This is a genomic window from Vibrio chagasii, from assembly GCF_024347355.1.
Taxonomy (GTDB): Bacteria; Pseudomonadota; Gammaproteobacteria; order Enterobacterales; family Vibrionaceae; genus Vibrio; species Vibrio chagasii.
The window spans coordinates 1,226,034-1,251,122 of sequence record NZ_AP025466.1 but is presented as its reverse complement, the minus strand read 5'-3'; the positions used below and the strand labels follow the sequence as shown (position 1 = coordinate 1,251,122).

Sequence of the window (25,089 nt, the reverse complement as noted above, 5' to 3'; positions counted from 1 at the left end):
TGTATTGGTTGGTCAAATGACCGAAAATGTGTGCTCAAAAGTTGATTGAAATGTATCACAACATTTCCAAAATGCACCTCAAGCCAATTTTCGTGATAGAAATCACACACAAAAAACACTTGGGGGTTACTGGGAACGATTTAGATCACAAAAACGCCATGAATTAAAATTACAAAGCAAAATTAACGATAATAAATCTCATTTACATGAGATCCGTATCACACTTGTAAATTCAGCCACTAAAAATAATTAGCGATCCAGATCACACTTAATAAAAGATACACCTTAAAAACTATAAAACATGTATGAAAGAACGCCATTCCAAGTGTATTTTATATGCACCTAGATGAATTCAGCTTGTTGTTTTGTAGTTTAATTACAAAAAATCAGATTAATGCCTATTTTCAAAATTCTGATTTTCCCAGCCCCTAAACCTCAAAATACATGAACAATGAAGGAACGAAATTGCTTAAAATAGATGTGTTATTCTAGTAACGCCTGCCCCAACGTTATCCAGTAGCCCAATAACGAGTTAAGAGAAGACTATGTCAGACAAGATCTCCACATCAGCTCTCGCTAAGCAGAGAGATATAGAAGCTAAAACTCTATTCAGTGACCTAAAAACGGCCGGATATATCGTACGTTCACAGGATCGATGGGTGCTGACCGAACGAGGGGAAAGCTTTGGTGGGGAGTATGTAGAACACAAAAAGTTTGGTGTCTTCATTGTCTGGCCAGAGAAGCTACTTATCGATTTGGACACCTTCTCAGGGCAAACACTAACCGCAACTCAACTTGGGAGTGCTTTCAAGCTCAGCGCAAAGAAAATTAACCTCTTGCTCAATGAACTTGGTTGGATAACAAGAGAAGAAAACGGTTGGCACGTCACCTCGACAGGTTTAAGGGCTGGTGGTGAACAAAGAGAAGATAAAGGCACACAAAACCTATTCGTGGTATGGCACGATTCATTAGTCCGCAATAAACGTTTGAAGCAATCAGTTGTTGAATTCCTAGGGCACGATGCAGAAAGCCACTCAACGGATGTGTCATTCTCTAGCTTCCGCCAAAAATTCGAGGCCAAGCATAGAACCTTGGATGGGCACTATGTGCGTTCAAAAGGAGAGCTAATCATCGACAACTGGCTATATATGGCGGGTGTGGTACATGCGTACGAGCGTCCACTGCCAATAGCAAAAGAAGTGATCAGTGACTTTTATCTTCCAAGTGGCAAAGTCTACATCCAATTTTGGGGAACCGACTCTGCGCCAATCGCCGAGGAAAAACGTGAAGCGACGAGAAAAATCTATGATGAGCATGGTTTTGGCTTAATCGAAATCACACCGGAAGATATCCCAAACCTAGACAGCGTCCTTCCACCATTGTTGCGCCAGTATGGCATCAAGGCGTACTAAACGACTGAATCTAGACAATTCAAACCTATTAAAATCACACTTATCGAATCATTATGGACATTATTTACCATAGTGATTTGATATGTTCGCTATTTTTCCCAAGCTAATCTTCTATTATCTTACCTCCATCGACTTGAGCTACCGCAGATACTCGATTTATTGGGGCATGTTCGATGACCATTTCAGCGCTTGTTTCTTAGAAACCCGTTCTATTAAAGACCGATGATATTAGAGACAAAGCCCAAATGCGTTATCCGTTTATTGTTGACGTTACCGAACATAACACCCTACAACATTTATTATTGATAGATATTAGGATTCAACATGACTCATCCAATCATTACTGATCTAAACACTCGTTACACAACTAAAAAATACGATGCAGAAAAACGCATCTCTGCGGAAGACATGGAAGTAATCAAAGAAGCACTTCGTCTGTCAGCTTCTTCTATCAACTCTCAGCCTTGGAAATTCATCATCATTGAGAGCGACGAGGCAAAACAACGTTTCCACAACACTTTCGAGAACATGTTCCAGTTTAACCAACCACATGCGAAAGAAGCGTCACACACAATCCTGTTCGCTCACGATCCTAAGTACACTAAAGAGAAATTCGCGAAACGCGCAGATACGGAAGTAAGCTCTGGTCACCTACCTGCTGAAATGTATGAACAGTTCTTAGGTGCTTACGCATTCGCAGAAATGAACACCGACGAAACAGGTTTCAACGGTAACTGGACTAAGTCTCAAGTGTACATTGCACTGGGTAACACACTGCACACGCTTGCTCGCCTTGGTATCGCTTCAACTCCAATGGAAGGTGTAGACGCGGCAATGATCAGCGAAGAGTTTGCTGATGAGCTAGAAGGTCACGTTGTTGATGTAGCACTGGCTATCGGTTACCACAAAGACGGCGAAGACTACAACCATGGTAAACCAAAAGCGCGTCTAGCTCTTGATCAAATCGTGACTACGCTTTAAAAACTAACAAATAAATTGCACTGCTTATTTGGCCAGACTTTCGTCTGGCCTAATAACATTACTAAAAATTTTGCTCTATTCATGTGAGCAAGAAGACCGAACCTGAAATCATAGCCTCTGTTCACTACTCCATAACAAAATTATCCCTCCATCAGCATTACTTAGAAACTTTAAATAATCACCCTAGCCAACTTGCGCATTTGAAACTATCAATGACCTCAATGTAGCAGATCAGAGAGTATACTTTGGATTTGGTGCCATCAATTTAGTATCAAAGCCACATAATATAAGGAGAAAAAATCATGCAAACCATTATCTTGTCGTAATAATGACTTTAATTGTCCCTATATTGATATTAGTTAGAAATATAAATAATTTAATATTTAATCTAACAAATAACTATCCTTATCAATAAAGGTCTAATATGTCAAGCAAAGAAATAATAAATAAAATTCTTAAAGATGCTGGAATCGAAATCAATGGAAGCAATGAATGGGATATAAAAATAAATAATGATAAGATATATGAAGACCTTTTAAAAAAAGGGAAGATTGCTTTTGGCGAAGGTTATATGAATAACCTTTGGGATTGCAATAGAATTGATATACTAGTTAGTAAATTATTGAAATATGATATTGAACGCCATCTATCAAAAAAAGACATACTAAAAATATCAGCAAATATCGGCATGAAAAATATACTTAACATGCAATCTATAAATCGTGTTAAAAAAGATGTCCCTTTTCATTATGATATTGGTAATGATCTTTATGAAAATATGCTAGACAAGCGTTTAACTTACACTTGTGCATACTGGGATGGAGCTGAAAACCTAGACCAAGCTCAAGAAAAAAAAATGGATCTAATATGTCGGAAATTAGACTTAAAGCCAGGTGAAAGATTACTTGATATTGGCTGTGGATGGGCAAGTTTTATAAACTATGCTGCAGAAAATTATGGTGTAATCTGCGATGGCTTAACATTATCTCAAGAGCAAATGAAATTAGGAAAAAAAATTGCAAATGAAAAAGGATTAGACGTAAATATAATTTTGCAAGATTATCGTGAATATGAAGTGGATGATAAATACGACAAAGTTGTTTCAATTGGTATGATAGAGCACGTCGGGCCTGAAAACTATGATGAGTTTTTTAAATGTGTATGTGAACTGATGAAAGATGACGGTTTATTTTTATTACATACCATAAGTAGTCCAATATCAGTAAATAAAACAGATCCATGGATTAATAAATATATATTCCCAAATGGAGTTATCCCATCTATATCTCAATTAAGCCTTGCTTTAGAAGGAAAGATGAATATTGAAGATATCCATAATTTTGGTCCGGATTATGATAAAACACTATTATCTTGGTGTGAAAACTTTGAGAAAAATTGGCATAGAATATCAGATAAATATAGCGATATGTTTTATAGGATGTGGCGATACTATTTACTTAGCTGCGCTGGTGCATTTAGGAATCGTGATTTGAATTTGATACAAATATCTCTAACTAAAAATGGCAGAGCATTACCTACAACAGCTCGTTCTAGTTGATAAAATATACCTTACTTATATCTAATATTTTATATTAATCAAAATTTCCTTATTCAGATTCGGTGAATTTTTTCATACCACATTGAATGTCTCTTTGCATTTAAAATCTAAAGAGAAAATAAATGAATAGGTAAAATTTAAAGGTTATTTTAGGATTCTAGATTAAAAAATTAAAAATAATTAACAAAATCTCCGGGTTACAATGTGGAAATACTTATAAGTAATCCGGCAGGTGCATTATAAAAATTCAACTAATAAATTTTTATATATGGTTATCATACCTAGTTATCACCTATAGAAGTTGAAAATTAAATCTTTAGTTAAGATAAATGGTGAAATATGTCAGGAGTCAACGTTTCCATCTGCAGAAGCAGTATTGAGCCTTTTCATAAAGTGAATGATTTATCAAGCTTAGCACTTATTACTGAAGGGGGAGGTCAAAAAGGGATTTTTACAGCAGGAGTACTAGACGTTTTTATGGAGAATAATTTTAATCCATTTTCTCTTTTAATTGGAGCATCTGCAGGATCTTTAAATTTAGCATCTTATATTTGCAACCAACGACAACACGCATATCGTGTAATTACTGAAGTTACCACAAAAAAACATTTTTTTAACTATTACAACCTATTTTCAAATAAAGGAGCAATGAATCTAGATTGGTTGATCGAGGAGACAAAAAGCAATTTGAAACTTGATTGGGATACAGGTAAAAAGAATATGAAATACAAGAAAGTTCTTGCCTGCGCTTCTTGCCTTTACGAGGATAAGGCTGAATTCTTCGATCTAAGTCTAGGCTCTTGGGAAGATAGTCTAAAAGCTTCTTGCTCAATACCACTACTGAATCGTCACCCAGTTTATTTTAATCAAAAGTATTGGGTCGATGGTGGTTTAAGCGAACCGATCCCGGTTGAAGAAGCTTATAATCGAGGTTTTAAGAATCTTGTTGTGATTCGCACTAACCCTAAGGGGACCTACTCATCTCACCAATGGCTTAAAGTTGCTAAAAAGTGTCTTTCAAAAACAAAAGTAGCTGCATTAATCGACATGTTACTAATTCATGAAAGAAACTATGAAAGAAATGAAAAATTTATTAATGATCCACCAGGTGATGCTGTTATATATGAAATTCACCCAAGTAAGAAATTAAATGCTAGTTTAGTAGGCAGTGATTTATTATCTTTACATTCTGACTATGAACATGGACGAAAACTAGGGAAGTACTTTTTACAGTATTATAACCACTTAAAATAATCAAGTTTTCCATTTAGTTCCTGATAACCTTCTGATTTTGTTAGAGTGTTAAAGTATACATAAATTACAGATGCTTATAGATTACCAGATATCAGCTTATTTGCTACGAGATTTAATCTAAAATTGAGAGCCTGCTACGACCTAGATGCGATGCATTTTATGAGAGACTTTAGTGCCTTATTTTTAAAAATCACTTACCTTCTACCTTCAGATCTTAAAAACTAACCACGAGTTCTGTTGAGTCGGAAAATGATGTATTTGTTAACAAGATTTTAGATCGTGTGAAAATTATATGGACAGTTACATAGATTTTGCAAAGTATTAGATAATTTTAATCCTACCAGACTCCATGTTGTCCTAGCGGATTTTCCTGAAAAGATACTCTCTTGTTTACCTGCTATTTAGAGAATATTTCTCTGATGTTTATTTTACATGCTGATTGGCCAATATTGCTACGCAGCTTCTAGACTAAGCTTGGGAAGTTAAAAAATAAGAGAACATGCCTTACAAAACAAAAAAAGCCAGTCAATAGACTGGCTTTTCTGTGCGTTAAGCGAAGTGTTCACATTAACCGATAAACGAGATGTAACCTTGCAGGATAATCAGGTTAACGATATCAATGAAGAATGCGCCGACGATTGGCACCACCATGAACGCCTGTGGTGATGGACCGAATCGGTTCACCAAAGAGCCCATGTTCATTACCGCTGTAGGTGTTGCGCCTAGGCCGAAACCACAGTGACCACCCGACATAACCGCTGCGTCGTAGTTTGAACCCATCACTTTAAACGTCACAAAGTAAGAGAACAGACCAAGTACCACTGCTTGAACACTCAAGATCACCAAGAATGGGATCGCAAGGTCAAAGATGTTCCACAGTTTCAGGCTCATTAACGCCATCGCCAAGAATAGAGACAGTGACACAGTACCCAGAATATCAACGGTTTCGCTATCGGTTTTATGCAGCCTAGTCACTTCAAACACGTTAGTGATGAATACACCGATAAACAGAGCGTAAACAAAGTCAGGAATCGTCAACCAAGAAATTTCAAAAGTCGCCACCCATTGCTCTAGGTATTGCGCACCTGTGATACAGATAAGGAGAATGAACAATACTTCAATCACCTTCTTGGCTGTCACTTTGTCTTCTTCATACTCGTTATACGTCACCAGCTCAGGGAAACGCTCGTGCGTTTGTGTACCTGTGCCGTACTCTGATTCAAGGTTGTTTTTGTCGATCAGCTTTTGTGCCACCGGGCTACCGATGATACCGCCAACGATCAAACCAAAGGTTGCCGAAGCCATCGCGATTTCTAGCGTGTTGGCAATGCCATAAGTATCAGCAAAGGTTTGCGACCAAGCTGCACCTGTACCGTGACCACCAGATAGCGTAATAGAACCTGCAATCAAGCCCATTAGCGGCTCAAGACCAAGCGCGGTAGCTAACGTCACACCCACACCATTTTGGATGATGATATATACCGAAGCGACGCCCAAGAACAAGAATACCTTCGCACCGCCTTTCATTAACTGTGTGTAGTTAGCAGCAAGACCTACAGTCGCAAAGAACATCAACATGAATGTGTTCTGTAAAGGTAGGGAGAATTCTAGATCAACGCCGTTAAAATGCAGGCCTGTAATCGCAAAAGCAACAATTAAGCCGCCCACTATGGGCTCTGGGATATTGTACTTTTTGAGAATCGGTAGCTTTGCGTTTACAAAATGACCTAGAAACAAAACGCTGATCGCGATTAAGAAAGATTCTAGTGGCCCTATTGAAATTAATTGATTCATATAACCTCTATTGTTTTACATTTTCATCTTCCTTAATGAGTCTAGTTTTATCTGTAAGTATTTGTGTTGCTCTGCCTATATTTGTGCAAATTGATGAGAAATTGTTGGATTAGAAACCGAACACATTAGCGTGTCAGCTAAGTGTCATGTTAGTAACACGTTAACTTTAGTAGGCGATGAGAGATTCTATGACCCAAATCAACACCTATCTGTTTATCTTGTCGCCGATGCTATCGTCGATTTAACCCTTTCTGAATACCTAAAAAAGCAAAAAGGAGCTATCGCTAGCTCCTCTTTTATTACCATCGCTGGTAATTAGAATTTCTTAGGAGCATAACCCGTCATAACTTCAAGACGAAGCTCTTTACCAATCTTCGTCATTGGGTGAACAACGACTAATCCTTTTACAGACTTTTTCAGTTTACCCATATCCGCTTGCTCAGCTTTAGTAATCTCGCGGCTAAATGGCATATCAAGCAACGACTTACGTTCTTGATTCACATCGTAGCTTTGCTTGTGCTTAAGCTGTGCAATCTTCTTTGTTAGCTTTTTGATTTCGTCTTCAAATTGACGAACAACAGGACGATCATTACGAGCTTTAGCAGCCGCTAACTTATGGCGACACTTGTCTAAACGGTTGTTAATTTGTTGAAGTTCGTTTTTAGCACTCATAATAATTTCCTAAGATTAAGCAAGCCAATTCGGATTGGGGCGCGGAGTATAGCACAAGGGTTTACCTGAACCGAAATTTATCTGATAAATAGCCTTTGGAATAAAAAACAGCCTAAACTGTCTATCAGCTCATCGATAAAAAAATGCCACTAATCCGCCGATCAGATATCAACCACAAGGAAGCGTAATGACATCACCGAAACAAAGAGTATTGACCTACAGCCTAGTCCTTGGCTCTGTATTTGCCACAAGTTATGCATCCAGCGAAGCCTCTAATGAAAGCATGCACGACAACAATCTGATTATTGAGTATTCAGCGCCTCAAGACGAAACAGAGAGACAGCTTAAGCAAGAGATTGAGCAGAGTGGCGTTAATGACACCATGGTAGACCTATCGAATCAGTTGTTCCTGTTCAAACAGCCTTTGGTCATTCAATATGGTGGCGATGAGGGTCCGCTCTACGACCCGCAAACTCATCATGTACTGATTCCTTACAGCTTCTACGCCGAATCACTCAACTATTTTGAAAAGAACCAATACGAAAAAGATTATCGGAAATCCGCGCAAACTGGCGCCATCGATACCTTGCTCCATACGCTGATTCATGAGGCTGGCCATGCCTATGTTGAAGATCAGCAAATAGCCATTCTAGGTAAAGAAGAAGACGCGGTTGATGATTTAGCGACCATCTTACTTATCAACTATGTCGAACACGGCACGGATGCAGCGATAAGCGCAGCTGATATGTTCGCCTTCGAATCAGATGACCGCCCAGAGTATTACGATTTGGGTGAATACATTGGTGAGCACGGCTTCGACCTACAGCGCTACTTCTCAACCCTATGTTTGGTCTATGGCAGCGACCCCGAGGCCTACAAAAACTTACTTGATGAAGTAGAAAACGACTATCTGAAAGACAGAAAGGAGTTTTGCGTAGAGCATTTTGATGTCATCAACGCCAATTGGCATCGATATTTAAAAGAGAGCGACGATAGTTAAGAGCTTCACTATCACAGTTCAGAAGTTTCCCCATTCAACTGCTACCTCCAACAGCGGCTTCGTGCTTTTAAAGCCGCTGAATGTTGTTTGGAGAACGCAAAATGAGACGTCAGACAAAACCTAGACGTTCACTTTGTACTTCAGATCTTGTGCTTCATCGCCAGTCATCCCTCGGAAACCCCAACAATGTGAAGGCTGCTCTTTGATGGTGATTTCAATATCGATCGGAGAGATAGAGAGCTGCTTTTCAATCTCAGAAAAGATCTTCTTAATTAAGCGCTTTTTGGTGTTAACAGCGCGTCCTTCCATCATATTAATCTCGATAACGGTATAGGCCTGCGTTCGCCCTTCTGGGTAAAAGAAGTCATCTCGTTCCAATGGCACAAAACGATGTGCACGCTTGTCATCTGGCAACCCCATCTCACTATTTAAGCACTGCTGCAAAACATTAGATAGCTCTAGCTTAATCGGGTTTAAGCACTCTTTGATACCATAAATAACAATCATGACCAGTCCTTCGATGTGATGTTAAGTAAAGAAGAAAGTTAGAAAGAAGCAGCCATCCACCCTTTCTGCTCGCTTACTATTTATCCATATACTACCTAATGACATTGACTAAAGAAGAGACGAACGATGAATTTATGAACATGTGCAACAAAAAACATATCCTTCTATTGCAGCTGGTTTGCCAAACAACTTTGATTAATAAACAACCACCTTCTGACCTAGATTGATCGAACCTCTCAAACAGTCCGTATACCCTCCTAAATCATCTTTGAACTAAGGAGTGCTATGTGCCCAATTCAACTGGGAAGATCACGCGGACAGAAGCCAAACCAGACAAACCCGTAGAGTCTTCTCTAGAGCTTGCTGTGTTCCCCCTCCCCATCTTTCTTTTGCCAGGAGGGAGACAAAGGCTAAGAATCTTCGAACAAAAATACCTCACCATGGTGGCGAATGCTGCCAAAGGAGAAGGTTTTATTATCGCGACGCAAGACAACACAAAGTCCGAACATCTTAGTACGTGGGGAACCAAGGTAACGATTGTCGACTTCAACATGTCGGATGATCAGTTGTTAGAGATCGACGTAGAAGGGCAAACCTTGGTGCAGTTGCACTCCTCATATCGCCAAAGTGATGGCCTAATCAAAAGCCAATTTCGTGATCTACCCCATTGGCCAGCGCTAGATTATGATGTGCCCAATGTCTTCACTGCATTTCTCGTGCAGTTGTTCCGTGACCACGACTCAATCAGAACACTCTACCCAACCCCAGATTTTGAAAGCCCGCAGTGGATTTGTGCGCGATTGCTCGAGATGATGCCAATCCCGTTAGAAAAGAAATCAGAATTTACAGAACCTGCGAGTTTTCCTTCACTAGTTCCTTTTTTGAATCAAATCATTACGGGGCAGTGAACGCTTTTTTCACTATAATTTTGTATAGAAAAAATTAATTTAAACAAAAGTGATCCCTACTGATGCTGCGCACGTAGTGCCACTCAAATTCGCATGATGGTTACTGACTATGCAAGTGGAAAGCAGAAGTAAAGGGAAGGGTAAGGAGCATGTCATCATTCCCGACAACAAATTACCGAGTGAAAACAAAGTACCTACAGAGCTCTCAAGCTGGTTAATTTCGGTGGGAGAAAACCGGGACAAACAGGCATTCACCTGTTTGTTCAAGTTTTTTGCACCGAAAATAAAACGTTTTGGAATCAGCAAACTCGGTGGTGAAGCAGCCGCAAACGAACTGGTCCAAGACACTATGACCAACGTTTGGAAGAAAGCACACCTCTACAATGAAGATAAAGGTGCAGCGACTACTTGGGTGTACACAGTAATGCGAAACGCAGCATTCGATATGCTACGCAAAGTAAAAGCAAAAGCAGAGCAAACAATAGCTGACGACATCTGGCCATTAGATGCTATGGTGGCTGAGACTCAAAACGAAGATTTACCTTTTGGCGATCATCTAATGAGCCGACATGTCATGACGCAAATCGAGAAGCTCCCTTTAGCTCAGAAAACCATAGTGAAAGGCGTTTACTTCCAAGAGCTGTCACAAGAGCAACTCGCTCAGCAACTCGGCGTCCCGCTTGGAACCGTGAAATCCCGTTTAAGACTAGCTCTAGCCAAACTTAAGGTTCACATGGGGGAACAAAGCCATGATTAAACATCACCCAAATGATGCAATATTGAAAAACTTTGTTGACGGCACTCTTGCTGACTCAGTTTTTCTAATTGTGTCCAGCCATGTCGAGCTTTGTGAACATTGCCAGGCAAAAGTGAAACAGCTAACTGCTAATGCAGCTGACAGCGTATTTGATGATCAGCAAACAGCAACAAGTAAGGAGATGGACAGCTTCCTTACAGACGACATAGATTTCGATTTTGACGTTATTGATCAGATCACCGCCGATTTGTCGCAATCAATCGAGGTGGAATCGAAAGCTGAACAAGTGACTGTGGCTGATACCACATTCACTATTCCACGTGCGTTGAGTTCAATCGCGAGAAAGGACTGGATGAACCTTGGGAAGATATCTCGAGCACGACTCGATTTTGAAGATGACGCGCACCACACTAGCTTGTTACACATCGATAAAGACGGTCAAGTGCCTTGCCATACACATAAAGGCTTTGAGATTACGCTTTTGTTAGAAGGCAGTTTTGAAGACGAGATGGGTGTCTACAACAAAGGCGATTTCATTTGGTTAGATGGAAAACATACCCATCAGCCAGCAACGAAAGAAGGGTGTGTGTGCCTGACAGTATCAAGCGACGCCTTGTACTTCACCAAAGGGGTGAGCCAGCTGTTCAACCCACTAGGTAAATACATTTATTAAGTTACATCACAGAACTTTTAAAGTCGGCTAGGAAACAACGTCAAAAACAGACTAAATTAATGTGGGATAAGCAACATCCCACATAATAAGAAATAAAATGAGCAATGAACGTAAGGAATTGACCAATGGATAAAAAAATAAAAATAGGCATTAGTGCATGTGTCGCCGGTCATAAAGTTAGGTTCGATACTGGCCACAAACGTTCTCGCTTCTGTACTGAAGATCTTGCAGATTACGTTGAGCTTGAGCCAGTGTGCCCTGAAATGGCAGTTGGATTGCCAACGCCGCGCCCAACTATTCGTCAGACACGGATGTTAGACGATATCATTCACGTTTCCCGCCCAGACGGGTCAGGTGACGTAACTCAAGAACTGATCGAGTTCGGACAAAGTTACTCAAAGAACAACCAGCATATAGCGGGCTTCATTGTTTGCCAGAAGAGCCCAACTTGCGGTATGGAGCGTGTGAAAGTTTATCATCACCATGGACGTGGATCTGAGTCCACAGGTATTGGCATGTTCACACAACAAATCATGGACGCTAATCCTCTACTCCCAGTTGAAGAAAACGGCCGACTTAACGATCCTATTTTGCGTGAGAACTTCATGACACGTGTGTTTACGTATCAGAAATGGCTAGACCTAGTTGACGAGGGCGTAACAAAACACAAGCTTATCCGGTTCCACAGCGCGCACAAGTACTTAGTGATGTGTCATCACGTTGAAAGCTATAAGAGTCTTGGCAAGCTATTAGCAAGTAATGACTTAGATATCAATGAGCTTGCAGACCAGTACATTGAAGGATTAATGACAGCGTTATCACACCATGCAAACCGTGGTACGCACGCCAACACGCTTCAGCACTTGCAAGGTTACTTTAAGAAGCAACTCAGCAGTGCTCACAAACAAGAATTATCCAACCAAATTGCATCTTTCAGAGAGGGCGTGATCCCGCTATTAGTGCCACTGACACTGATCAACCACTACTTGATGGAGTATCCAAACGAATACCTGCAATCACAGGTTTACCTAAACCCTCATCCGCAAGAACTAAAACTGAGATACGGATATTGAGCGACATTCTATGGATAAGACGAGACCTGCGAATTCACGATAACCCAGCTCTTGTCTCAGCAATCGAAAACGGCGTGTCTATCGCCGTTTTTATTTCGACACCACAACAGTGGTATCAGCATCACCTTGCTCCTATTAAAGCAGACTTTATCTTCCGCCATTTAAAGCAACTGGAAGCTGAACTTGCCGACTTGGGGATAACCCTGCTGCACCTTAAAGCGACCGATTTTGATGATCAAGCCAAGCAATTGACTGAGCTGTACCAACAACTCGGTTCTCAGGTTGTTTTCGCCAATTCAGAGCCAGAGGCCGATGAACAGGCTCGTGACCAACAACTGATATCGAGCGGCATAAACCTTAAGACCAGTGACTGTGATGTGATGCTCCCTCTAGGCAGTGTGCTTAACCAGCAAGGTGAGATGTTCAAGGTTTTCACGCCATTTAAAAATGCCTGGTTAAAAGAAGTTCAAGCTAAAGGGATTCAGTGCAGCCCTGCGGCACTCGCTTCTAATAACAATGCTAAGACTGAGTTGCCTGACAACCTGCAAACGCTCCAGCTTGCCAGTGACTATGATTTCGACTTTCCACATGTTGACTCAAGCCGTTGGCCACTAAGCCAAGACGTACTTGGCAATGTGATTCCTAACTTCCTAGCCAACAAGGTCAACGACTACGCTCACCTAAGAGACATCCCGTCGATAAAAGGCACCTCAGGTTTATCGCCTTACTTAGCGATTGGCGCGGTAAGCCCAAGATGGTTAGCCATTCAGTTAATCCAACAACAACCGGATCTACTGTTTGATACCCAATTGCCTGCCTTCTCTTGGCTTAATGAACTCATTTGGCGCGATTTTTATAAGCATTTGATGTTCCATCATCCTAAACTGGTTAAAGGCGCTAACTTTCAACAGAAATACAATGGCTTAGACTGGTATCAAGACCACCCTAACTTTAAAGCTTGGTGTGAAGGGAAAACAGGCTACCCTCTAGTTGATGCGGCCATGCGCCAACTGCTTGACACCGGCTGGATGCACAACAGGTTAAGAATGGTAGTCGCTAGCTTTCTAACTAAACATTTGTTGATTGACTGGCGTTGGGGTGAGCGCTTCTTTATGGATCACCTAATTGACGGTGATTTTAGTGCCAACAATGGCGGCTGGCAGTGGGCTTCAAGTACCGGCTGTGATGCACAACCTTACTTTCGAATCTTCAATCCAATCACCCAGAGTGAAAAGTTTGATCCGAAGGGAATTTTTATCCGTAAGTACATACCAGAACTGAAAAATATTCCGGATAAGCATGTGCATTTCCCACATGATTACATAGCAAAAAACGGAATAAACAGTGAATACTGGCAACCCATCGTTGAACATAAAGAAGCACGATTGAGAGCCTTAGCCTTTTTCAAATAATTAGAGTGAATATTATGGATAACTCTCTATGGCTTGATAACTTTCTCAACATGTATCGAGAGCTCGGAACGGACAATTTCGACGTGCTAAAGACGGTTTATCACCCTAATATCGAATTCCAAGACCCGCTACATCATGTCAGCGGCATTGCAGCGCTAACTCACTACTTCGACAACATTTACACCCAAGTGACTAGCTGTGACTTTCACATCGAGCACACGTTTGAAGTTAACGGAGAAGCATCGGTATATTGGACAATGCACTTTGTACACAAGCAACTTAATGGGCAGAAGCCTATTGAGGTGCAAGGCCACAGCCATCTTAAAATGCTCGATGATCAAGTGATTTACCATAGAGACTATCTCGATGTCGGCTCTATGTTGTATGAACATGTTCCGGTATTAGGCTGCGCCATCAAATCCATCAAGAAAAGAGCGAGCCGATAATGCGTATTATGATCACAGGCGCGACCTCTGGTATCGGCCAATCACTCGCTATTGATTATGCCCAGCAAGGACATCAAGTCATTGCTTGTGGTCGTAGCCAAGATAAATTACAAGCCCTAGTCGATTCACACGAGACAGACATCGCGGAGTCGTCGATCACACCACTGTGCTTTGATTTGACGGATTACCACAATTTCCCAGAGCTTGACCAAGACAAACCTCTCGACCTGCTGATACTCAATGCGGGTGACTGTGAATACATCGATGATCCAGTCAACTTTGATGCAGAGCTTTTTGAGCGTGTCATCAACATTAACTTAATCTCCATTGGTTACGCTCTAAAGTCTTGGTTGAAAAACATCAAACCCGGCGGACGCTTGGTTTTAGTTAGCTCTAGCGCTAGCTTTTTGCCTCTGCCACGAGCCGAGGCTTATGGCGCTTCCAAGGCTGCACTCACTTACTTAGGAAAAACGCTTTCGGTTGATCTTGCCAAGCACAATATTCATGTCTCAATTGTGCATCCTGGCTTTGTGGAAACGCCTTTAACCGAGCGAAACACGTTCTCTATGCCTATGATTATAAGTAGTGAGGCTGCAACCCAGCGAATCGTTAACGGAATTGCTCAAGGAAAGAGCGAGATCGATTTCCCTCGACGATTCATCATGTTGATGAAGCTATTAAGAATGCTTCCAACTTCAGTTTGGCAAAAACTCGCTTCAAGGATGGTATAACAATGATGAAAATCGCCATTATTGGTTCAGGTATTTCTGGACTTACTTGCGCGCACATATTAGATAAACACCACGACGTAACAGTATTCGAAAAAAATGATTACGTTGGTGGGCACACCGCCACCGTTGATATTGAACATCAAGGCTCGGCGTTCTCGATTGATACTGGCTTCATCGTGTTCAACGATCGAACCTACCCAAACTTCAATCAACTACTCGAACAGTTGGGTGTCGAAAGGCAACCCACCGAGATGAGTTTCAGCGTTCACAACACAACCACTCAGTTTGAATACAATGGTCACAGCATCAACTCGCTATTTGCGCAGAGGAGCAACATCTTCAAACCGCAGTTCTGGTCATTAATATCTGACATTCTGAAATTCAACAAGTTGTGTAAGGCTCAATTTGAAAGTAACCGCTTCACCCCTGACGTTACCCTTGGCAGTTTCCTACGCGACAACCAATTTTCTGACTTCTTTAGCCAACACTACATTCTTCCAATGGGTGCGGCTATTTGGTCAACAAGTCTTGAAGAGATGGAAGAGTTCGAACTCAAATTCTTCATTCAGTTCTTCTACAACCACGGCCTGCTAGACATTGCCAACCGCCCGCAGTGGTATGTGATCCCTAAAGGGTCTCGCTCTTATGTTGAGATCATCCTTTCGCGTTTAAACAAACCGGTCGCGTTGAACACATTAATCAAACAAGTCACCCGCCAAGAGGCTGGCATTACCATTGAGTTTGAAGATGGCGGCACACAAGACTTCGATGAAGTGATATTCGCTTGTCACTCAGACCAAGCCTTACGCCTACTTGGTGACGCGACCGAACATGAGCAGCGAGTACTGGGCGAGATTCCATACAGCCGCAACGAAGTAGTTCTTCATACCGATACCAGCTTGCTACCAGACAGAAAGCTGGCGTGGGCAAGTTGGAACTACATGCTGGATGGTAATAGCAAGCGACCAGCTTGTGTCACTTACAACATGAATATTCTGCAGGGAATAGAGAGCAAAGATACCTTCTGCGTGACCTTAAACCAGAGTGAAGCCATTGCTCCAGAAAAGATCATCCGAAGCTTTGTGTATCACCACCCAGTATTGAACTCCAACACGGTTAATGCACAGCAACAGCGTGACCGAATTTGCGGTAAACAGAATACGCATTTCGCAGGTGCGTATTGGTACAACGGGTTCCACGAAGATGGTGTGCATAGCGCATTGGATGTGACCAAGCGCTTCGGTCTGGATCTCAGCACGAGCGCAGCAAAATGAACACCGAGGCCCTAGCATCCAACACAGAAATAGCATCTGAACAGAGTGAAGTCAGCGGTATCTATTGGGGAAACGTCAGACATCGCCGCTTTGGTGATATCCCCCATGAGTTCAGCTACCAGCTCTACATGATGGGGCTAGATATCGATGAGCTGCCTAAGACCACTGCGAGAAGTGTGCTGTTTGGGACTCGCTGGTACAACCCGATTCGCTTTGTCGAATCGGATTATCTTGCTGAAAAAGAAGAAAAGGCAATTAGCGATGAACCTAAATCTCTAAAACAACGTATAGCAACCAAAGTACAACAGCTTGGTGGAGATTGGTCTGATGTAAACCGTGTGACAATGCTGGCTCAATGCCGATGTTTAGGTATTTACTTTAGTCCAATCAACTGCTTTTTCTGTTACAACGAAGCAGACGAGTGTCGATATATGTTGGCCGAGGTTAGCAACACACCTTGGCGAGAGAGACACTATTATCTGATCGACATGCGCCAAGAGCTAAAAGTTAAAAAAGATTTTCACGTTTCGCCGTTCATGGATTTAAACATGACCTATTTTTGGAAGATTAAGCCACCAGCGAAACGAACGCTTGTCCACATCGAAAGCCGCAGAAGCGAACGAATATTCGATGCGACACTAGCTTTGACTAAGCAGTCAGTAACGAAAACAAACATTAGACGAACGGTTGTTAAAATCCCGGCAATGACGGTGAAAGTCGTGATGGGGATTTATTATCAGGCTCTCAAGTTATTCCTGAAAAAAGTACCGTTTGTGGCGCATCCGGACTCGACACCTTAAGCGCCAGAACCAATACTCGATTATGTTGTGAGTGTGCTCAAATCAACGAACGGCACCCAACTTAGTTGATAAAAAGTTAGAATGAATTCTCAGCGAGGTTGACATGGAACAGCTTGCAAAACAAAACAACAACATTGAACACCAAGCCAAAGCCGTTGCTGTTTCAAGCAACTGTAAGTATCGAGCTTTAATTTTTAAGGTCCTAGAGCGTCTGCAATTTGCAACGCTGGAAATCATCGAGCGAGACCAGCATTCGGTGTTTGGTGACAGAGAAGCAGACTTAAAAGGTCGAATCGTGATTCATGATGCGACCTTTTTTAAAGATGTTGTTATTAACGGCAGTATTGGCGCATCCGAAGCCTACATTGATGGGAAATGGACCAGTCCAAATCTAACCCGCGTTATCCAGATTATGGCTCGCAACCAATCCCAATTAGATGAGCTAGACGACAAAACCCAGTGGATTTCTCGCATTAAGAATCTACTGCTTCGTCGCAAAAACGCCAACACCGAGCAAGGCTCTAAGCGAAACATTTTGGCTCACTACGACATCGGTAATGAGCTGTACGAACGTTTTCTTGATAGCTCAATGCAGTACTCGTCAGCGATCTACAGCGAAGACGCATTAACCCTTTCTAAAGCACAACAAAACAAGATGAGAACCATCTGTGAGCGTTTAGAACTTTCAGAATCGGATAGCGTGGTTGAAATAGGGACTGGCTGGGGTGGTTTAGCAATCTTCATGGCACAACATTATGGCTGCCACGTCACCACCACCACTATTTCAGATGCACAACACGAGCTAGCAGAGCAGCGCGTAAAATCGCTCGGATTAACCGACAAAATTACTCTACTCAAAGAAGACTATCGCAACCTCACGGGTGAATACGACAAGTTGGTTTCCATTGAGATGATAGAAGCGGTAGGTCACGAATACCTGCAAACCTTCTTTGAGAAATGCTCTTCATTGTTGAAGCCTTCCGGCAAAATGCTGATTCAAGCGATTACCATCGCTGATGGGCGTTATGAAAAGTACCGTAAAGGCGTCGACTTTATCCAAAAGTACATTTTCCCTGGCGGCTGCTTACCTTCTGTATCAGTGATGACCCAGCATCTTGCGACCAGTACCGACCTTGTCGTTCAAGAGATCGACGATATTGGTCTGCATTACGCTCGCACACTGAATGACTGGAACATTGCCTTTCAAAACAGCTGGGAAGAATTGCAGTCTCTGGGCTATTCAGAAGAGTTCAAGCGCCTTTGGACCTTCTACTTCTGCTACTGTGAAGGTGCGTTCAAAGAGCGAGTGATCAGCACTCACCATTTAGTCGCAAGAAAACCTCGTTACTTTGGAGCGAAAGATGAAACGGTTTTGGATTATTAATCTCATTCTGTTTCAAGCGACCTGGGTTTGTAGTGCGTTCTTCACCGCTCAAGCCCCGTTCGTAACGCCGCTGCTGGTGATCATTCACTTCCTATTATCACCGACTCGCCACAGCGACATTAAAATACTCGTTTTATTACCATTGGGGCTACTGCTTGATAGCCTCATGCTTCACTTCGGCGTCTTCGCCGTCGACCCTGCCATTGCCAATCAATCATGGTTCCCTGTATGGCTCGTCTGCCTATGGATCATGTTCTTGATTAGTTTCAACCACAGCCTTAACTGGCTCTTAAAATGCTCAAAAGTGATCTTGTTCGCCTTAGGGTTCGTAGCGGGTACTAGTAGTTATTGGGGAGGAATCAAAGCGGGAGCCCTCCTTGCTACTTGGCCAGATGCATCGGTAGTTGCTGCCCTTGCGTTGAGTTGGGGGATATTTTTGCCTCTTCTTGTGGCCGCCTACTCCAACTTAATGAAACCGACAATGGCAAGGACAACGAGGTGACTTATGGCTTACTCACTCAAACGGACACAGGCGCTCCACTCAGAGAGCACTGAGAGTGGCGCGTGTGCCCAATCTAACACTCAAACGGCTGTAAACAATCAGTACATGAAAGCAAATTTAGGGGCCTTCACCCTCTCTCTATTAATCGCAGCAATGCTGTTTGCTGGTCAAGCTCGCGCCTCTGCTGTCGACGATTTAAATAAGCGCGGACAAGGGGAAATGAATTACCTATTTTGGACCCTCTACTCTGCTGAATTCTACACCGCACCTTCGAGTTCAGAACGCGCTTTGAAAATAGAGTACTACCGCGCGATAGACAGTAAGGACCTAGTCGAAGCAACCGAGGATCAGTGGAACAAGCTCGGCTACCCTAACAGCAACATCGAGCGCTGGTTGAAGCCACTCTATTCAATGTGGCCAAATGTAGAAGCTGGAAGCACACTGACGATTCGTGTTGAAGAAGACAACGTGAGCCGTTTTTACTTCGATGAGCAACCTATCGGTGTCATTCAAGACAAACAATTTGGCGATGCCTTCCTTGCTATCTGGCTCTCTGAAAACACCTCCGAACCAGGCCTACGCAAACAACTATTAGGTTTGAATAAATGAATCCAAAAACAACAATAATCAAATTTGCTCTAGCAATACTGTCTCTTAGTTGGCTAACAGGCTGCGGCTCTGCCAGCCTTGATAATCACGTCGACACAACACCAGAGCTCAAACTTGAGACCTTCTTCAATGGCGAGTTAATGGCTTACGGTATGGTACTCGACCGCTCCGGCAACTTGCTACGACGCTTTGATGCCAAACTGATCGCTACGTGGGAAGGCAACAACGGTGAAATCAAAGAGTGGTTCTCATTTGCCGATGGTGAACGCTCAACCCGAATTTGGAACCTGATAAAAACCGGCGACAACACTTACTCAGGCACTGCTAACGATGTGGTAGGAACCGCTTATGGTGAAACCCAAGGCTCTGCTCTGTACTGGAAATACGACCTAGAAATTGAAGTCGATGGCAGTACCTATGAAGTCACACTAGATGATTGGATGTTCTTAATGGACGAAACGCGATTATTCAACAAGACCGAAATGTCCAAGTTCGGCTTTAAGGTCGGAGAGGTCATCCTGTACATCGAAAAGATTTAGACAACTCGCCCTTCAAATCAATCTGAATCACCCGCTTTAGAATCCAGCCCACGACGACGCGTTGTGGGCTGTTTCGTATAATCCCTCAATAGCATGCCTACATGCTCCCCCGCTGTGCTAAGATGCGCCACCAGCGTACAAATGGCCAATACCTCATACTGATGAATGCCCCTTTGTTTCGCCACGTGTAGATTCCCTATCACGATAAATTAAAAAGGCTTTAAAGCATGAGCAAGTTAACCTCAGCGGAGCGTAAAGCTCGCGACAATGAACGTTTCTCACAACGCGTAAACGAGCGCAGAGAAAAAGGTGAAGACGTAACTGCTTACGCATTAACCAACAAAAAAGCCGTTAAGTTCCTGACCAAGTCAGAGAAGAAACGTCTCAATGAGATGAAAATTGCTCGCCAAGAAGAGCTTCGTCAGAAAGAACAAGAAGAGCTGAACCGAATCGAAGACGCCTTCACCATCAAACAGTTCGACGACGAATAATCACGACAAACAACTCAAAGTGCAGCCGCAGATCTTGGCTACCCAAGCAAATGAGATCTTAAATTATTTTGTAAGGGTGACCTTCAAAATGTGCGACAATGCGCGACGTAAATTCATATTCAAGGTTCATTATGAAACTTCTAGTTCGTAACCTATCTCGCTCAACAACAGAGCAAGACATCCGTGTACTATTTTCTGAGTTCGGTTCAGTAAAAGCATGCAACCTAGTATTAGACCAAGAAACTGGCTACTCAAAAGGTTTTGCTTTCGTTGAAATGCCAGAGCAAGAAGAAGCGAAAACTGCACTAGACAAGCTGCACATGACCAAGCTTGGCAAAAACACGATTCGTGTAAAAGTCGCTAACTCTTAATTCGACTTTAACGCTCTCACTGGTTTCACAGAAACTCAGATGATAAAGCCCGTAACGATATCGCGCTGAAATAACGCCATATCGTTACGGGCTTTTTGCTGCTCAGTACTTTTCAAGCGCTCACAACTTATCTATAACCCTTCATAGTCATCAATGGCTCGTCGTGCTTCGGCCATTGAACATCCAGACTCCATCACCAATTGAGCAACGGTCATAGAAGGAGTTGCGGCTAACAGCGACGCCAAACACACCACAGGTTTTGGCAGTACCTTGTCTATGGCTACAGTTATCCAGCCGTCTTTTTCATGAGTTAACAAAGCTTTGAATTCGATCAATTGATGCTCTTGAGCCACCAATAACCAGTTGCGTGAGCGACGAACTCGCTTCAACTGACATCCACACTCAGCAGCGTTTGCCATTACTTGGCTCTTATCACTCACACGATGTACAAAACTATTCAGTGGGACGCTAAACATAACTCTCTGCCAATCAATCTCTATAATCATTCTGCGCTGTCTAAAACAGCTTTGTGAAACCGTGAGTAGGATTACACAGACACAAAAAAACCGCCAGCCATGCACTAAGCTGACTCGCGGTTATCCGATTTGAAATGGCATTATCGTGTCAAAACTAGCGTTTAGCTTGCTCTGCATTATCAATCGCGTTTGCCAGTACCTCAAACGATTTTTCGATATTGTCGCGAGACGTCGCAATGTTCATTCGCATGAAATGATAGCTCTCAGCGCCAAACCATCCGCCCGGAGTTAACCCCATCCCCGCCTGCTCAAACACGGTATTTTTAAGCTTTTCTTTAGAGAAACCTAACGCAGAAAAATCAAACCATACCTGATAAGTACCTTGTGGCTGGAACACTTTCAATTGAGGAATGCGCTTTTCAGCAAACTCAGTAACCCACTTAACCGTCTCTTGTAAGTACACCAACATACCCTCTAGCCACTCTTCCCCCCTTTTCAAAAGCAGCAATGGTTGCAAATGTCGTCAAAGCGTTACCGTGATCAAGGTACATCGCCGCTACGTTGGCTTTAAACGCTTCAAATAGCGCTTCGTTATTGGTGTAGACATAACCGTTAGAAATACTGTGCATGCCAAAGGTTTTCGCCGGAGAACCAATCAAGGTAATCACCTTGTAGTAATCGAAACTGGTCAAGCTCGTGAAAGTATGGCCTTCAAAAATAATACCAGAATGGATTTCATCGCTGATGATCAGGACATCATGGCGCTTAGCGATCTCAACAACTTGCTCTATTTCTTGCGCTGTCCATACACGGCCAGTTGGGTTATGGGGGTTACAGAAAATCATCGTTTTCACTTTATGGTCGACGATCTGTTGCTCCATCCCCTCGAAATCAATTTGGTAACTTTGGCCATCATTTACCAACGGGCTTTTCACTACCTCGCGACCGGCTTTGTTCACCAAGTTAGAAAACTGGTGATAGGCTGGCGTATGAATAAGCACGCCATCACCTTCATTAGTAAACTGACGCAGTAACAAGGCAATACCAGAGAGCACACCCGGCACCTGCACAAATTTGTCCGCTGAAAGGTTTAGCCCATGACGCTTTGCATACCATTTTGAAAGGGCTTCAAACACCGCTTGCTCATGAAACTCGTAAGAATACACGCCGCGTTCGACCAAACGATTCAGCTCTTGAGTGATGGGTTCCGCTATCTGAAAATCCATGTCGGCAACCCAGTAAGGAAATACATCGGCGGTATTGTAAATGCTCTCTAGCACCTCTGGTTTGCTTTTGATAAACGCATTTTCACCGTAATTCGATGCACTGTTAAACGCTGTCATGGAGGAGTCCTCAAATAGTGTGTTCGGTCTTTTTGCAATCAACGAAATTGCATGAATACCCTTAAGACGATAGCGAGATAAAAAGGACGAAGCTTTTAAAGAAATCTTGTGATTGTTTTAAATTAATCTCGCATCTCGACCACAATCTCAGTCTTGACCGAGTTCGCAATGAAACAGTTTTTGTGCGCCAAGTGATGCAGTTTGTCGAGCTGCTTGGCGGTAGGATTTTTGGTACCTAAAAACACAATCTTAGGGCGCAGAGTCACCTTAGTCACAGATGAACGACCTGATTCATCTTCTTCCAGCACACCGACGGCATCATCGACATAAGAGTCGATCAGGTACTTCTGTTTAGCTGCAATGCCCAAAAACGTCAGCATATGACAACTGGCAATCGCCGCAATAAAGGCTTCTTCTGGATCAACATTTTCAGCCACCGAAAGTGGCAATGGCACCACATGAGGTGATGACGACGCAGGTACGATAACGCCACCATCAAATTCCCACGTATGCCCGCGACTGTATTGGTTATCGCTAAAAGCCTCATCGCCGCCTTTCTGCCAGCGAATCAGGGCACCATAATCAGACATACTTTTCTCCTTAGCGATCCGCAGGGTGGTTAACCCCATCGTTAGTCACCACATCACCAATATCAAAAGGGTTCACCCCTTCCAAGCAACCAATATTGAATCCATATTCATTTGGGCTAGAGCGACGTTGATGGTGGGTATAGATACCGCAGTTCGAACAGAAGTAGTGCTTCGCGGTGTTGGTATTGAATTGATATAACTTGAGATGCTCTGCACCTTTGAGGATCTTGATACCATCCAAGGCTACAGAACCAACAACCGCCCCTTTACGACGACAAATAGAGCAATCGCAGCGACGCGGCTTTTCGATGCCGTTAGGTAGGCTAAGCTCTAACTCCACCGCACCGCAGTGACAGGTCGCTTTATGGAATGGTTTGATCAGCGTATTGCCAACTATTTTCATTGTTCTCTCCAGTAACATCCATGTATTGCTCACATCATAACCAGTTGAGCGCGTTCTGTCCGTAGTCCCGTTTTCAGTTCGAGAGTTTTGTCATATCGCGTTAATTAATTGATTTATCTGTCAAACGGCCAAAATTATCGATTAGGAAATCCAAAAATAGTCGAATTCGCTTAGGTTGATACTTCTTGCTGATGTACACCACATTCAAGTCTGCGCTTGATACAGAGGTCGAAGTATTGAAGTTTTTCATATAGCCGTTGAGCAAAGTCACAAGGCGTTGGTTATTGATGTCATCTTGCACATCCAACACTGATTTGAGCGCAATACCCTCGCTTTTTAATGCCCAGTAGCGAATCACTTCGCCATCGTCTGAGAATCGCTTTGGCACAACGGTAATCGACTTCTTCATATCGTGATCTTGAAAGTGCCATGTCTTGAGTTCTTCATTGCTACGCAGCATGGCTAAGCAGTCATGGTCTACTAAGTCTTGCGGCGTTAGGGGCGTTCCATGCTTGGCAAGATATTCAGGAGAAGCACACAGCACACGTCGGCTCGGGGATAAACGTCTTGATATCAAACTGCTGTCAACTAACTCTCCGTAGCGAATCACCACATCCATGCCCGACTCTGCAATATTCGACAGGTTATCGTTCAAATACAGGTAAGGGATCACGTCGGGATATTGCTGACAGAACTCAGAGAGAATAGGAAGAATGTACTGCTTGCCGATGTCTTTGGGAGCGGCGATTTTTAAAGGGCCTTTAACCTCTTTGACACCATTTTGAATCAAGTTTTCGGCTTCGCTAACGTTATCCAATATCTCCAAACACGCCTTGTGATACAGCTCGCCAGAGTCAGTTAAAGACACATGTCGAGTACTTCGATTCAACAGCTTCACGCCATATCGTTCCTCCAGAGCTTGTAGCCTTGCCGTCATGGTCGCAGGTGATAAGCCTAGCTCTCGCCCTGCCGCAGCCAACCCCTGATGCTTCACGATGCTGACGAACATCGCCATGTCTGAAAACTTATCCATGCTACTTCTTCCTCGCCACACTGTTCATCTCAGCCGAATAATGAATTCACATTTTAGTCAATTATCAAAATTAATCGAATAAATATAATGACAACC

At 42.8% G+C, this 25,089-nt stretch carries 28 protein-coding genes and 1 pseudogene; 20 read left to right on the top strand and 9 right to left on the bottom strand.

Annotated features, from left to right (window positions below):
- Positions 1–545 precede the first annotated feature (545 nt).
- The 4 genes from OCV52_RS21345 (at position 546) to OCV52_RS21330 (ending at position 5,205) form a co-directional block, all read left to right on the top strand.
- Positions 546–1,412 carry a glycerol kinase gene (locus OCV52_RS21345; RefSeq protein WP_105023984.1) on the top strand — a complete coding sequence of 289 codons (867 nt, stop codon included), beginning with the start codon at positions 546–548 and terminating at the stop codon, positions 1,410–1,412.
- 324 nt (positions 1,413–1,736) lie between these two features.
- A complete protein-coding gene (locus OCV52_RS21340) occupies positions 1,737–2,393 on the top strand; it encodes a nitroreductase family protein (protein ID WP_004737005.1) in 657 nt (218 codons plus the stop codon).
- Between the two features lie 424 nt (positions 2,394–2,817).
- The gene (gene cfa, locus OCV52_RS21335) at positions 2,818–3,951 is read left to right on the top strand and encodes a cyclopropane fatty acyl phospholipid synthase (RefSeq protein ID WP_004737004.1); all 1,134 of its coding nucleotides are present in this window, start codon (positions 2,818–2,820) and stop codon (positions 3,949–3,951) included.
- Between the two features lie 339 nt (positions 3,952–4,290).
- Positions 4,291–5,205, top strand: coding sequence for a patatin-like phospholipase family protein (locus tag OCV52_RS21330; RefSeq protein ID WP_137408304.1), 915 nt, complete (start codon positions 4,291–4,293; stop codon positions 5,203–5,205).
- A gap of 567 nt (positions 5,206–5,772) precedes the next feature.
- On the opposite strand, the gene gltS is transcribed toward OCV52_RS21330, so the two are convergent.
- Positions 5,773–6,999 (bottom strand): sodium/glutamate symporter, encoded by a 1,227-nt coding sequence (gene gltS / locus OCV52_RS21325; protein WP_102426651.1) that lies wholly within the window; start codon positions 6,997–6,999, stop codon positions 5,773–5,775.
- 315 nt (positions 7,000–7,314) lie between these two features.
- Positions 7,315–7,671, bottom strand: coding sequence for a YibL family ribosome-associated protein (locus OCV52_RS21320; protein WP_004737001.1), 357 nt, complete (start codon positions 7,669–7,671; stop codon positions 7,315–7,317).
- A gap of 187 nt (positions 7,672–7,858) precedes the next feature.
- On the opposite strand from OCV52_RS21320, the gene OCV52_RS21315 reads away from it, so the two are divergent.
- The gene (locus OCV52_RS21315) at positions 7,859–8,671 is read left to right on the top strand and encodes a DUF4344 domain-containing metallopeptidase (protein ID WP_137408303.1); all 813 of its coding nucleotides are present in this window, start codon (positions 7,859–7,861) and stop codon (positions 8,669–8,671) included.
- 120 nt (positions 8,672–8,791) lie between these two features.
- On the opposite strand, the gene OCV52_RS21310 is transcribed toward OCV52_RS21315, so the two are convergent.
- Positions 8,792–9,178: a tautomerase family protein gene (locus tag OCV52_RS21310; protein WP_004736999.1), complete on the bottom strand. Its 387-nt coding sequence runs from the start codon at positions 9,176–9,178 to the stop codon at positions 8,792–8,794.
- Positions 9,179–9,465: 287 nt separating this feature from the next.
- Here OCV52_RS21310 and OCV52_RS21305 point away from each other — a divergent pair, with 287 nt between their 5' ends.
- The 13 genes from OCV52_RS21305 to OCV52_RS21245 all read left to right on the top strand — a co-directional run bounded on the left by OCV52_RS21305 (position 9,466) and on the right by OCV52_RS21245 (position 20,286).
- Positions 9,466–10,086 carry an LON peptidase substrate-binding domain-containing protein gene (locus OCV52_RS21305; RefSeq protein WP_137408302.1) on the top strand — a complete coding sequence of 207 codons (621 nt, stop codon included), beginning with the start codon at positions 9,466–9,468 and terminating at the stop codon, positions 10,084–10,086.
- Positions 10,087–10,195: 109 nt separating this feature from the next.
- Positions 10,196–10,843: a sigma-70 family RNA polymerase sigma factor gene (locus OCV52_RS21300; RefSeq protein WP_004736997.1), complete on the top strand. Its 648-nt coding sequence runs from the start codon at positions 10,196–10,198 to the stop codon at positions 10,841–10,843.
- The gene (locus OCV52_RS21295; protein WP_137408301.1) at positions 10,836–11,516 is read left to right on the top strand and encodes a ChrR family anti-sigma-E factor; all 681 of its coding nucleotides are present in this window, start codon (positions 10,836–10,838) and stop codon (positions 11,514–11,516) included. Before OCV52_RS21300 ends, OCV52_RS21295 begins: the two co-directional genes overlap by 8 nt.
- Positions 11,517–11,641: 125 nt before the next feature.
- The gene (locus OCV52_RS21290) at positions 11,642–12,589 is read left to right on the top strand and encodes a YbgA family protein (RefSeq protein ID WP_137408300.1); all 948 of its coding nucleotides are present in this window, start codon (positions 11,642–11,644) and stop codon (positions 12,587–12,589) included.
- A complete protein-coding gene (gene phrB / locus OCV52_RS21285) occupies positions 12,586–14,001 on the top strand; it encodes a deoxyribodipyrimidine photo-lyase (protein WP_137408299.1) in 1,416 nt (471 codons plus the stop codon). Before OCV52_RS21290 ends, phrB begins: the two co-directional genes overlap by 4 nt.
- Positions 14,002–14,015: 14 nt before the next feature.
- Positions 14,016–14,447, top strand: a complete 432-nt coding sequence (locus tag OCV52_RS21280; RefSeq protein WP_137408298.1) for a nuclear transport factor 2 family protein — start codon at positions 14,016–14,018, stop codon at positions 14,445–14,447.
- Positions 14,447–15,178, top strand: coding sequence for an SDR family NAD(P)-dependent oxidoreductase (locus tag OCV52_RS21275; protein WP_137408297.1), 732 nt, complete (start codon positions 14,447–14,449; stop codon positions 15,176–15,178). Before OCV52_RS21280 ends, OCV52_RS21275 begins: the two co-directional genes overlap by 1 nt.
- Before the next feature lie 2 nt (positions 15,179–15,180).
- Positions 15,181–16,452, top strand: coding sequence for an NAD(P)/FAD-dependent oxidoreductase (locus OCV52_RS21270; RefSeq protein ID WP_137408296.1), 1,272 nt, complete (start codon positions 15,181–15,183; stop codon positions 16,450–16,452).
- Positions 16,449–17,252, top strand: coding sequence for a DUF1365 domain-containing protein (locus OCV52_RS21265; RefSeq protein WP_137408295.1), 804 nt, complete (start codon positions 16,449–16,451; stop codon positions 17,250–17,252). The genes OCV52_RS21270 and OCV52_RS21265 overlap by 4 nt, the downstream gene beginning before the upstream one ends.
- A gap of 103 nt (positions 17,253–17,355) precedes the next feature.
- Entirely contained in the window at positions 17,356–18,636 is a 1,281-nt protein-coding gene (locus OCV52_RS21260; RefSeq protein WP_137408294.1) for an SAM-dependent methyltransferase, read from the top strand.
- Positions 18,614–19,138, top strand: a complete 525-nt coding sequence (locus tag OCV52_RS21255; RefSeq protein ID WP_137408293.1) for a DUF2878 domain-containing protein — start codon at positions 18,614–18,616, stop codon at positions 19,136–19,138. The genes OCV52_RS21260 and OCV52_RS21255 overlap by 23 nt, the downstream gene beginning before the upstream one ends.
- Before the next feature lie 3 nt (positions 19,139–19,141).
- Positions 19,142–19,747, top strand: a complete 606-nt coding sequence (locus OCV52_RS21250; RefSeq protein WP_137408292.1) for a chalcone isomerase family protein — start codon at positions 19,142–19,144, stop codon at positions 19,745–19,747.
- The gene (locus tag OCV52_RS21245; RefSeq protein WP_137408291.1) at positions 19,744–20,286 is read left to right on the top strand and encodes a DUF3833 domain-containing protein; all 543 of its coding nucleotides are present in this window, start codon (positions 19,744–19,746) and stop codon (positions 20,284–20,286) included. The genes OCV52_RS21250 and OCV52_RS21245 overlap by 4 nt, the downstream gene beginning before the upstream one ends.
- A 17-nt stretch (positions 20,287–20,303) precedes the next feature.
- Here the strand turns inward: OCV52_RS21245 and OCV52_RS21240 are convergent, their stop codons facing one another.
- Entirely contained in the window at positions 20,304–20,471 is a 168-nt protein-coding gene (locus OCV52_RS21240; RefSeq protein WP_170222462.1) for a hypothetical protein, read from the bottom strand.
- Between the two features lie 42 nt (positions 20,472–20,513).
- On the opposite strand from OCV52_RS21240, the gene OCV52_RS21235 reads away from it, so the two are divergent.
- Together OCV52_RS21235 and OCV52_RS21230 are read left to right on the top strand one after the other, a co-directional pair.
- Positions 20,514–20,777, top strand: a complete 264-nt coding sequence (locus tag OCV52_RS21235; RefSeq protein WP_137408290.1) for a DNA polymerase III subunit epsilon — start codon at positions 20,514–20,516, stop codon at positions 20,775–20,777.
- A 131-nt stretch (positions 20,778–20,908) separates the two neighbouring features.
- A complete protein-coding gene (locus OCV52_RS21230) occupies positions 20,909–21,148 on the top strand; it encodes an RNA recognition motif domain-containing protein (protein ID WP_004736983.1) in 240 nt (79 codons plus the stop codon).
- A 131-nt stretch (positions 21,149–21,279) separates the two neighbouring features.
- On the opposite strand, the gene OCV52_RS21225 is transcribed toward OCV52_RS21230, so the two are convergent.
- The 5 genes and pseudogenes from OCV52_RS21225 to OCV52_RS21205 form a co-directional block, all read right to left on the bottom strand.
- Positions 21,280–21,624: a ribosome recycling factor family protein gene (locus OCV52_RS21225; protein WP_061032887.1), complete on the bottom strand. Its 345-nt coding sequence runs from the start codon at positions 21,622–21,624 to the stop codon at positions 21,280–21,282.
- A 154-nt stretch (positions 21,625–21,778) separates the two neighbouring features.
- Positions 21,779–22,967 (bottom strand): annotated as a pseudogene (locus OCV52_RS21220) (MalY/PatB family protein).
- Between the two features lie 122 nt (positions 22,968–23,089).
- Positions 23,090–23,557, bottom strand: coding sequence for an OsmC family protein (locus tag OCV52_RS21215; RefSeq protein WP_137408289.1), 468 nt, complete (start codon positions 23,555–23,557; stop codon positions 23,090–23,092).
- Positions 23,558–23,567: 10 nt separating this feature from the next.
- Positions 23,568–23,960, bottom strand: a complete 393-nt coding sequence (locus tag OCV52_RS21210) for a GFA family protein (protein ID WP_102424287.1) — start codon at positions 23,958–23,960, stop codon at positions 23,568–23,570.
- A gap of 100 nt (positions 23,961–24,060) precedes the next feature.
- The gene (locus tag OCV52_RS21205) at positions 24,061–24,993 is read right to left on the bottom strand and encodes a LysR family transcriptional regulator (RefSeq protein ID WP_137408288.1); all 933 of its coding nucleotides are present in this window, start codon (positions 24,991–24,993) and stop codon (positions 24,061–24,063) included.
- Positions 24,994–25,089 lie beyond the last annotated feature (96 nt).

Bases quoted from the DNA above. Each gene is read 5' to 3' on its own strand.
- OCV52_RS21345 (WP_105023984.1), top strand. From the start codon at position 546: ATGTCAGACAAGATCTCCACATCAGCTCTCGCTAAGCAGAGAGATATA.
- OCV52_RS21340 (WP_004737005.1), top strand. From the start codon at position 1,737: ATGACTCATCCAATCATTACTGATCTAAACACTCGTTACACAACTAAA.
- cfa (WP_004737004.1), top strand. From the start codon at position 2,818: ATGTCAAGCAAAGAAATAATAAATAAAATTCTTAAAGATGCTGGAATC.
- OCV52_RS21330 (WP_137408304.1), top strand. From the start codon at position 4,291: ATGTCAGGAGTCAACGTTTCCATCTGCAGAAGCAGTATTGAGCCTTTT.
- gltS (WP_102426651.1), bottom strand. From the start codon at position 6,999: ATGAATCAATTAATTTCAATAGGGCCACTAGAATCTTTCTTAATCGCG.
- OCV52_RS21320 (WP_004737001.1), bottom strand. From the start codon at position 7,671: ATGAGTGCTAAAAACGAACTTCAACAAATTAACAACCGTTTAGACAAG.
- OCV52_RS21315 (WP_137408303.1), top strand. From the start codon at position 7,859: ATGACATCACCGAAACAAAGAGTATTGACCTACAGCCTAGTCCTTGGC.
- OCV52_RS21310 (WP_004736999.1), bottom strand. From the start codon at position 9,178: ATGATTGTTATTTATGGTATCAAAGAGTGCTTAAACCCGATTAAGCTA.
- OCV52_RS21300 (WP_004736997.1), top strand. From the start codon at position 10,196: ATGCAAGTGGAAAGCAGAAGTAAAGGGAAGGGTAAGGAGCATGTCATC.
- OCV52_RS21295 (WP_137408301.1), top strand. From the start codon at position 10,836: ATGATTAAACATCACCCAAATGATGCAATATTGAAAAACTTTGTTGAC.
- OCV52_RS21290 (WP_137408300.1), top strand. From the start codon at position 11,642: ATGGATAAAAAAATAAAAATAGGCATTAGTGCATGTGTCGCCGGTCAT.
- OCV52_RS21280 (WP_137408298.1), top strand. From the start codon at position 14,016: ATGGATAACTCTCTATGGCTTGATAACTTTCTCAACATGTATCGAGAG.
- OCV52_RS21275 (WP_137408297.1), top strand. From the start codon at position 14,447: ATGCGTATTATGATCACAGGCGCGACCTCTGGTATCGGCCAATCACTC.
- OCV52_RS21270 (WP_137408296.1), top strand. From the start codon at position 15,181: ATGATGAAAATCGCCATTATTGGTTCAGGTATTTCTGGACTTACTTGC.
- OCV52_RS21265 (WP_137408295.1), top strand. From the start codon at position 16,449: ATGAACACCGAGGCCCTAGCATCCAACACAGAAATAGCATCTGAACAG.
- OCV52_RS21260 (WP_137408294.1), top strand. From the start codon at position 17,356: ATGGAACAGCTTGCAAAACAAAACAACAACATTGAACACCAAGCCAAA.
- OCV52_RS21255 (WP_137408293.1), top strand. From the start codon at position 18,614: ATGAAACGGTTTTGGATTATTAATCTCATTCTGTTTCAAGCGACCTGG.
- OCV52_RS21250 (WP_137408292.1), top strand. From the start codon at position 19,142: ATGGCTTACTCACTCAAACGGACACAGGCGCTCCACTCAGAGAGCACT.
- OCV52_RS21245 (WP_137408291.1), top strand. From the start codon at position 19,744: ATGAATCCAAAAACAACAATAATCAAATTTGCTCTAGCAATACTGTCT.
- OCV52_RS21235 (WP_137408290.1), top strand. From the start codon at position 20,514: ATGAGCAAGTTAACCTCAGCGGAGCGTAAAGCTCGCGACAATGAACGT.
- OCV52_RS21230 (WP_004736983.1), top strand. From the start codon at position 20,909: ATGAAACTTCTAGTTCGTAACCTATCTCGCTCAACAACAGAGCAAGAC.
- OCV52_RS21225 (WP_061032887.1), bottom strand. From the start codon at position 21,624: ATGTTTAGCGTCCCACTGAATAGTTTTGTACATCGTGTGAGTGATAAG.
- OCV52_RS21215 (WP_137408289.1), bottom strand. From the start codon at position 23,557: ATGTCTGATTATGGTGCCCTGATTCGCTGGCAGAAAGGCGGCGATGAG.
- OCV52_RS21210 (WP_102424287.1), bottom strand. From the start codon at position 23,960: ATGAAAATAGTTGGCAATACGCTGATCAAACCATTCCATAAAGCGACC.
- OCV52_RS21205 (WP_137408288.1), bottom strand. From the start codon at position 24,993: ATGGATAAGTTTTCAGACATGGCGATGTTCGTCAGCATCGTGAAGCAT.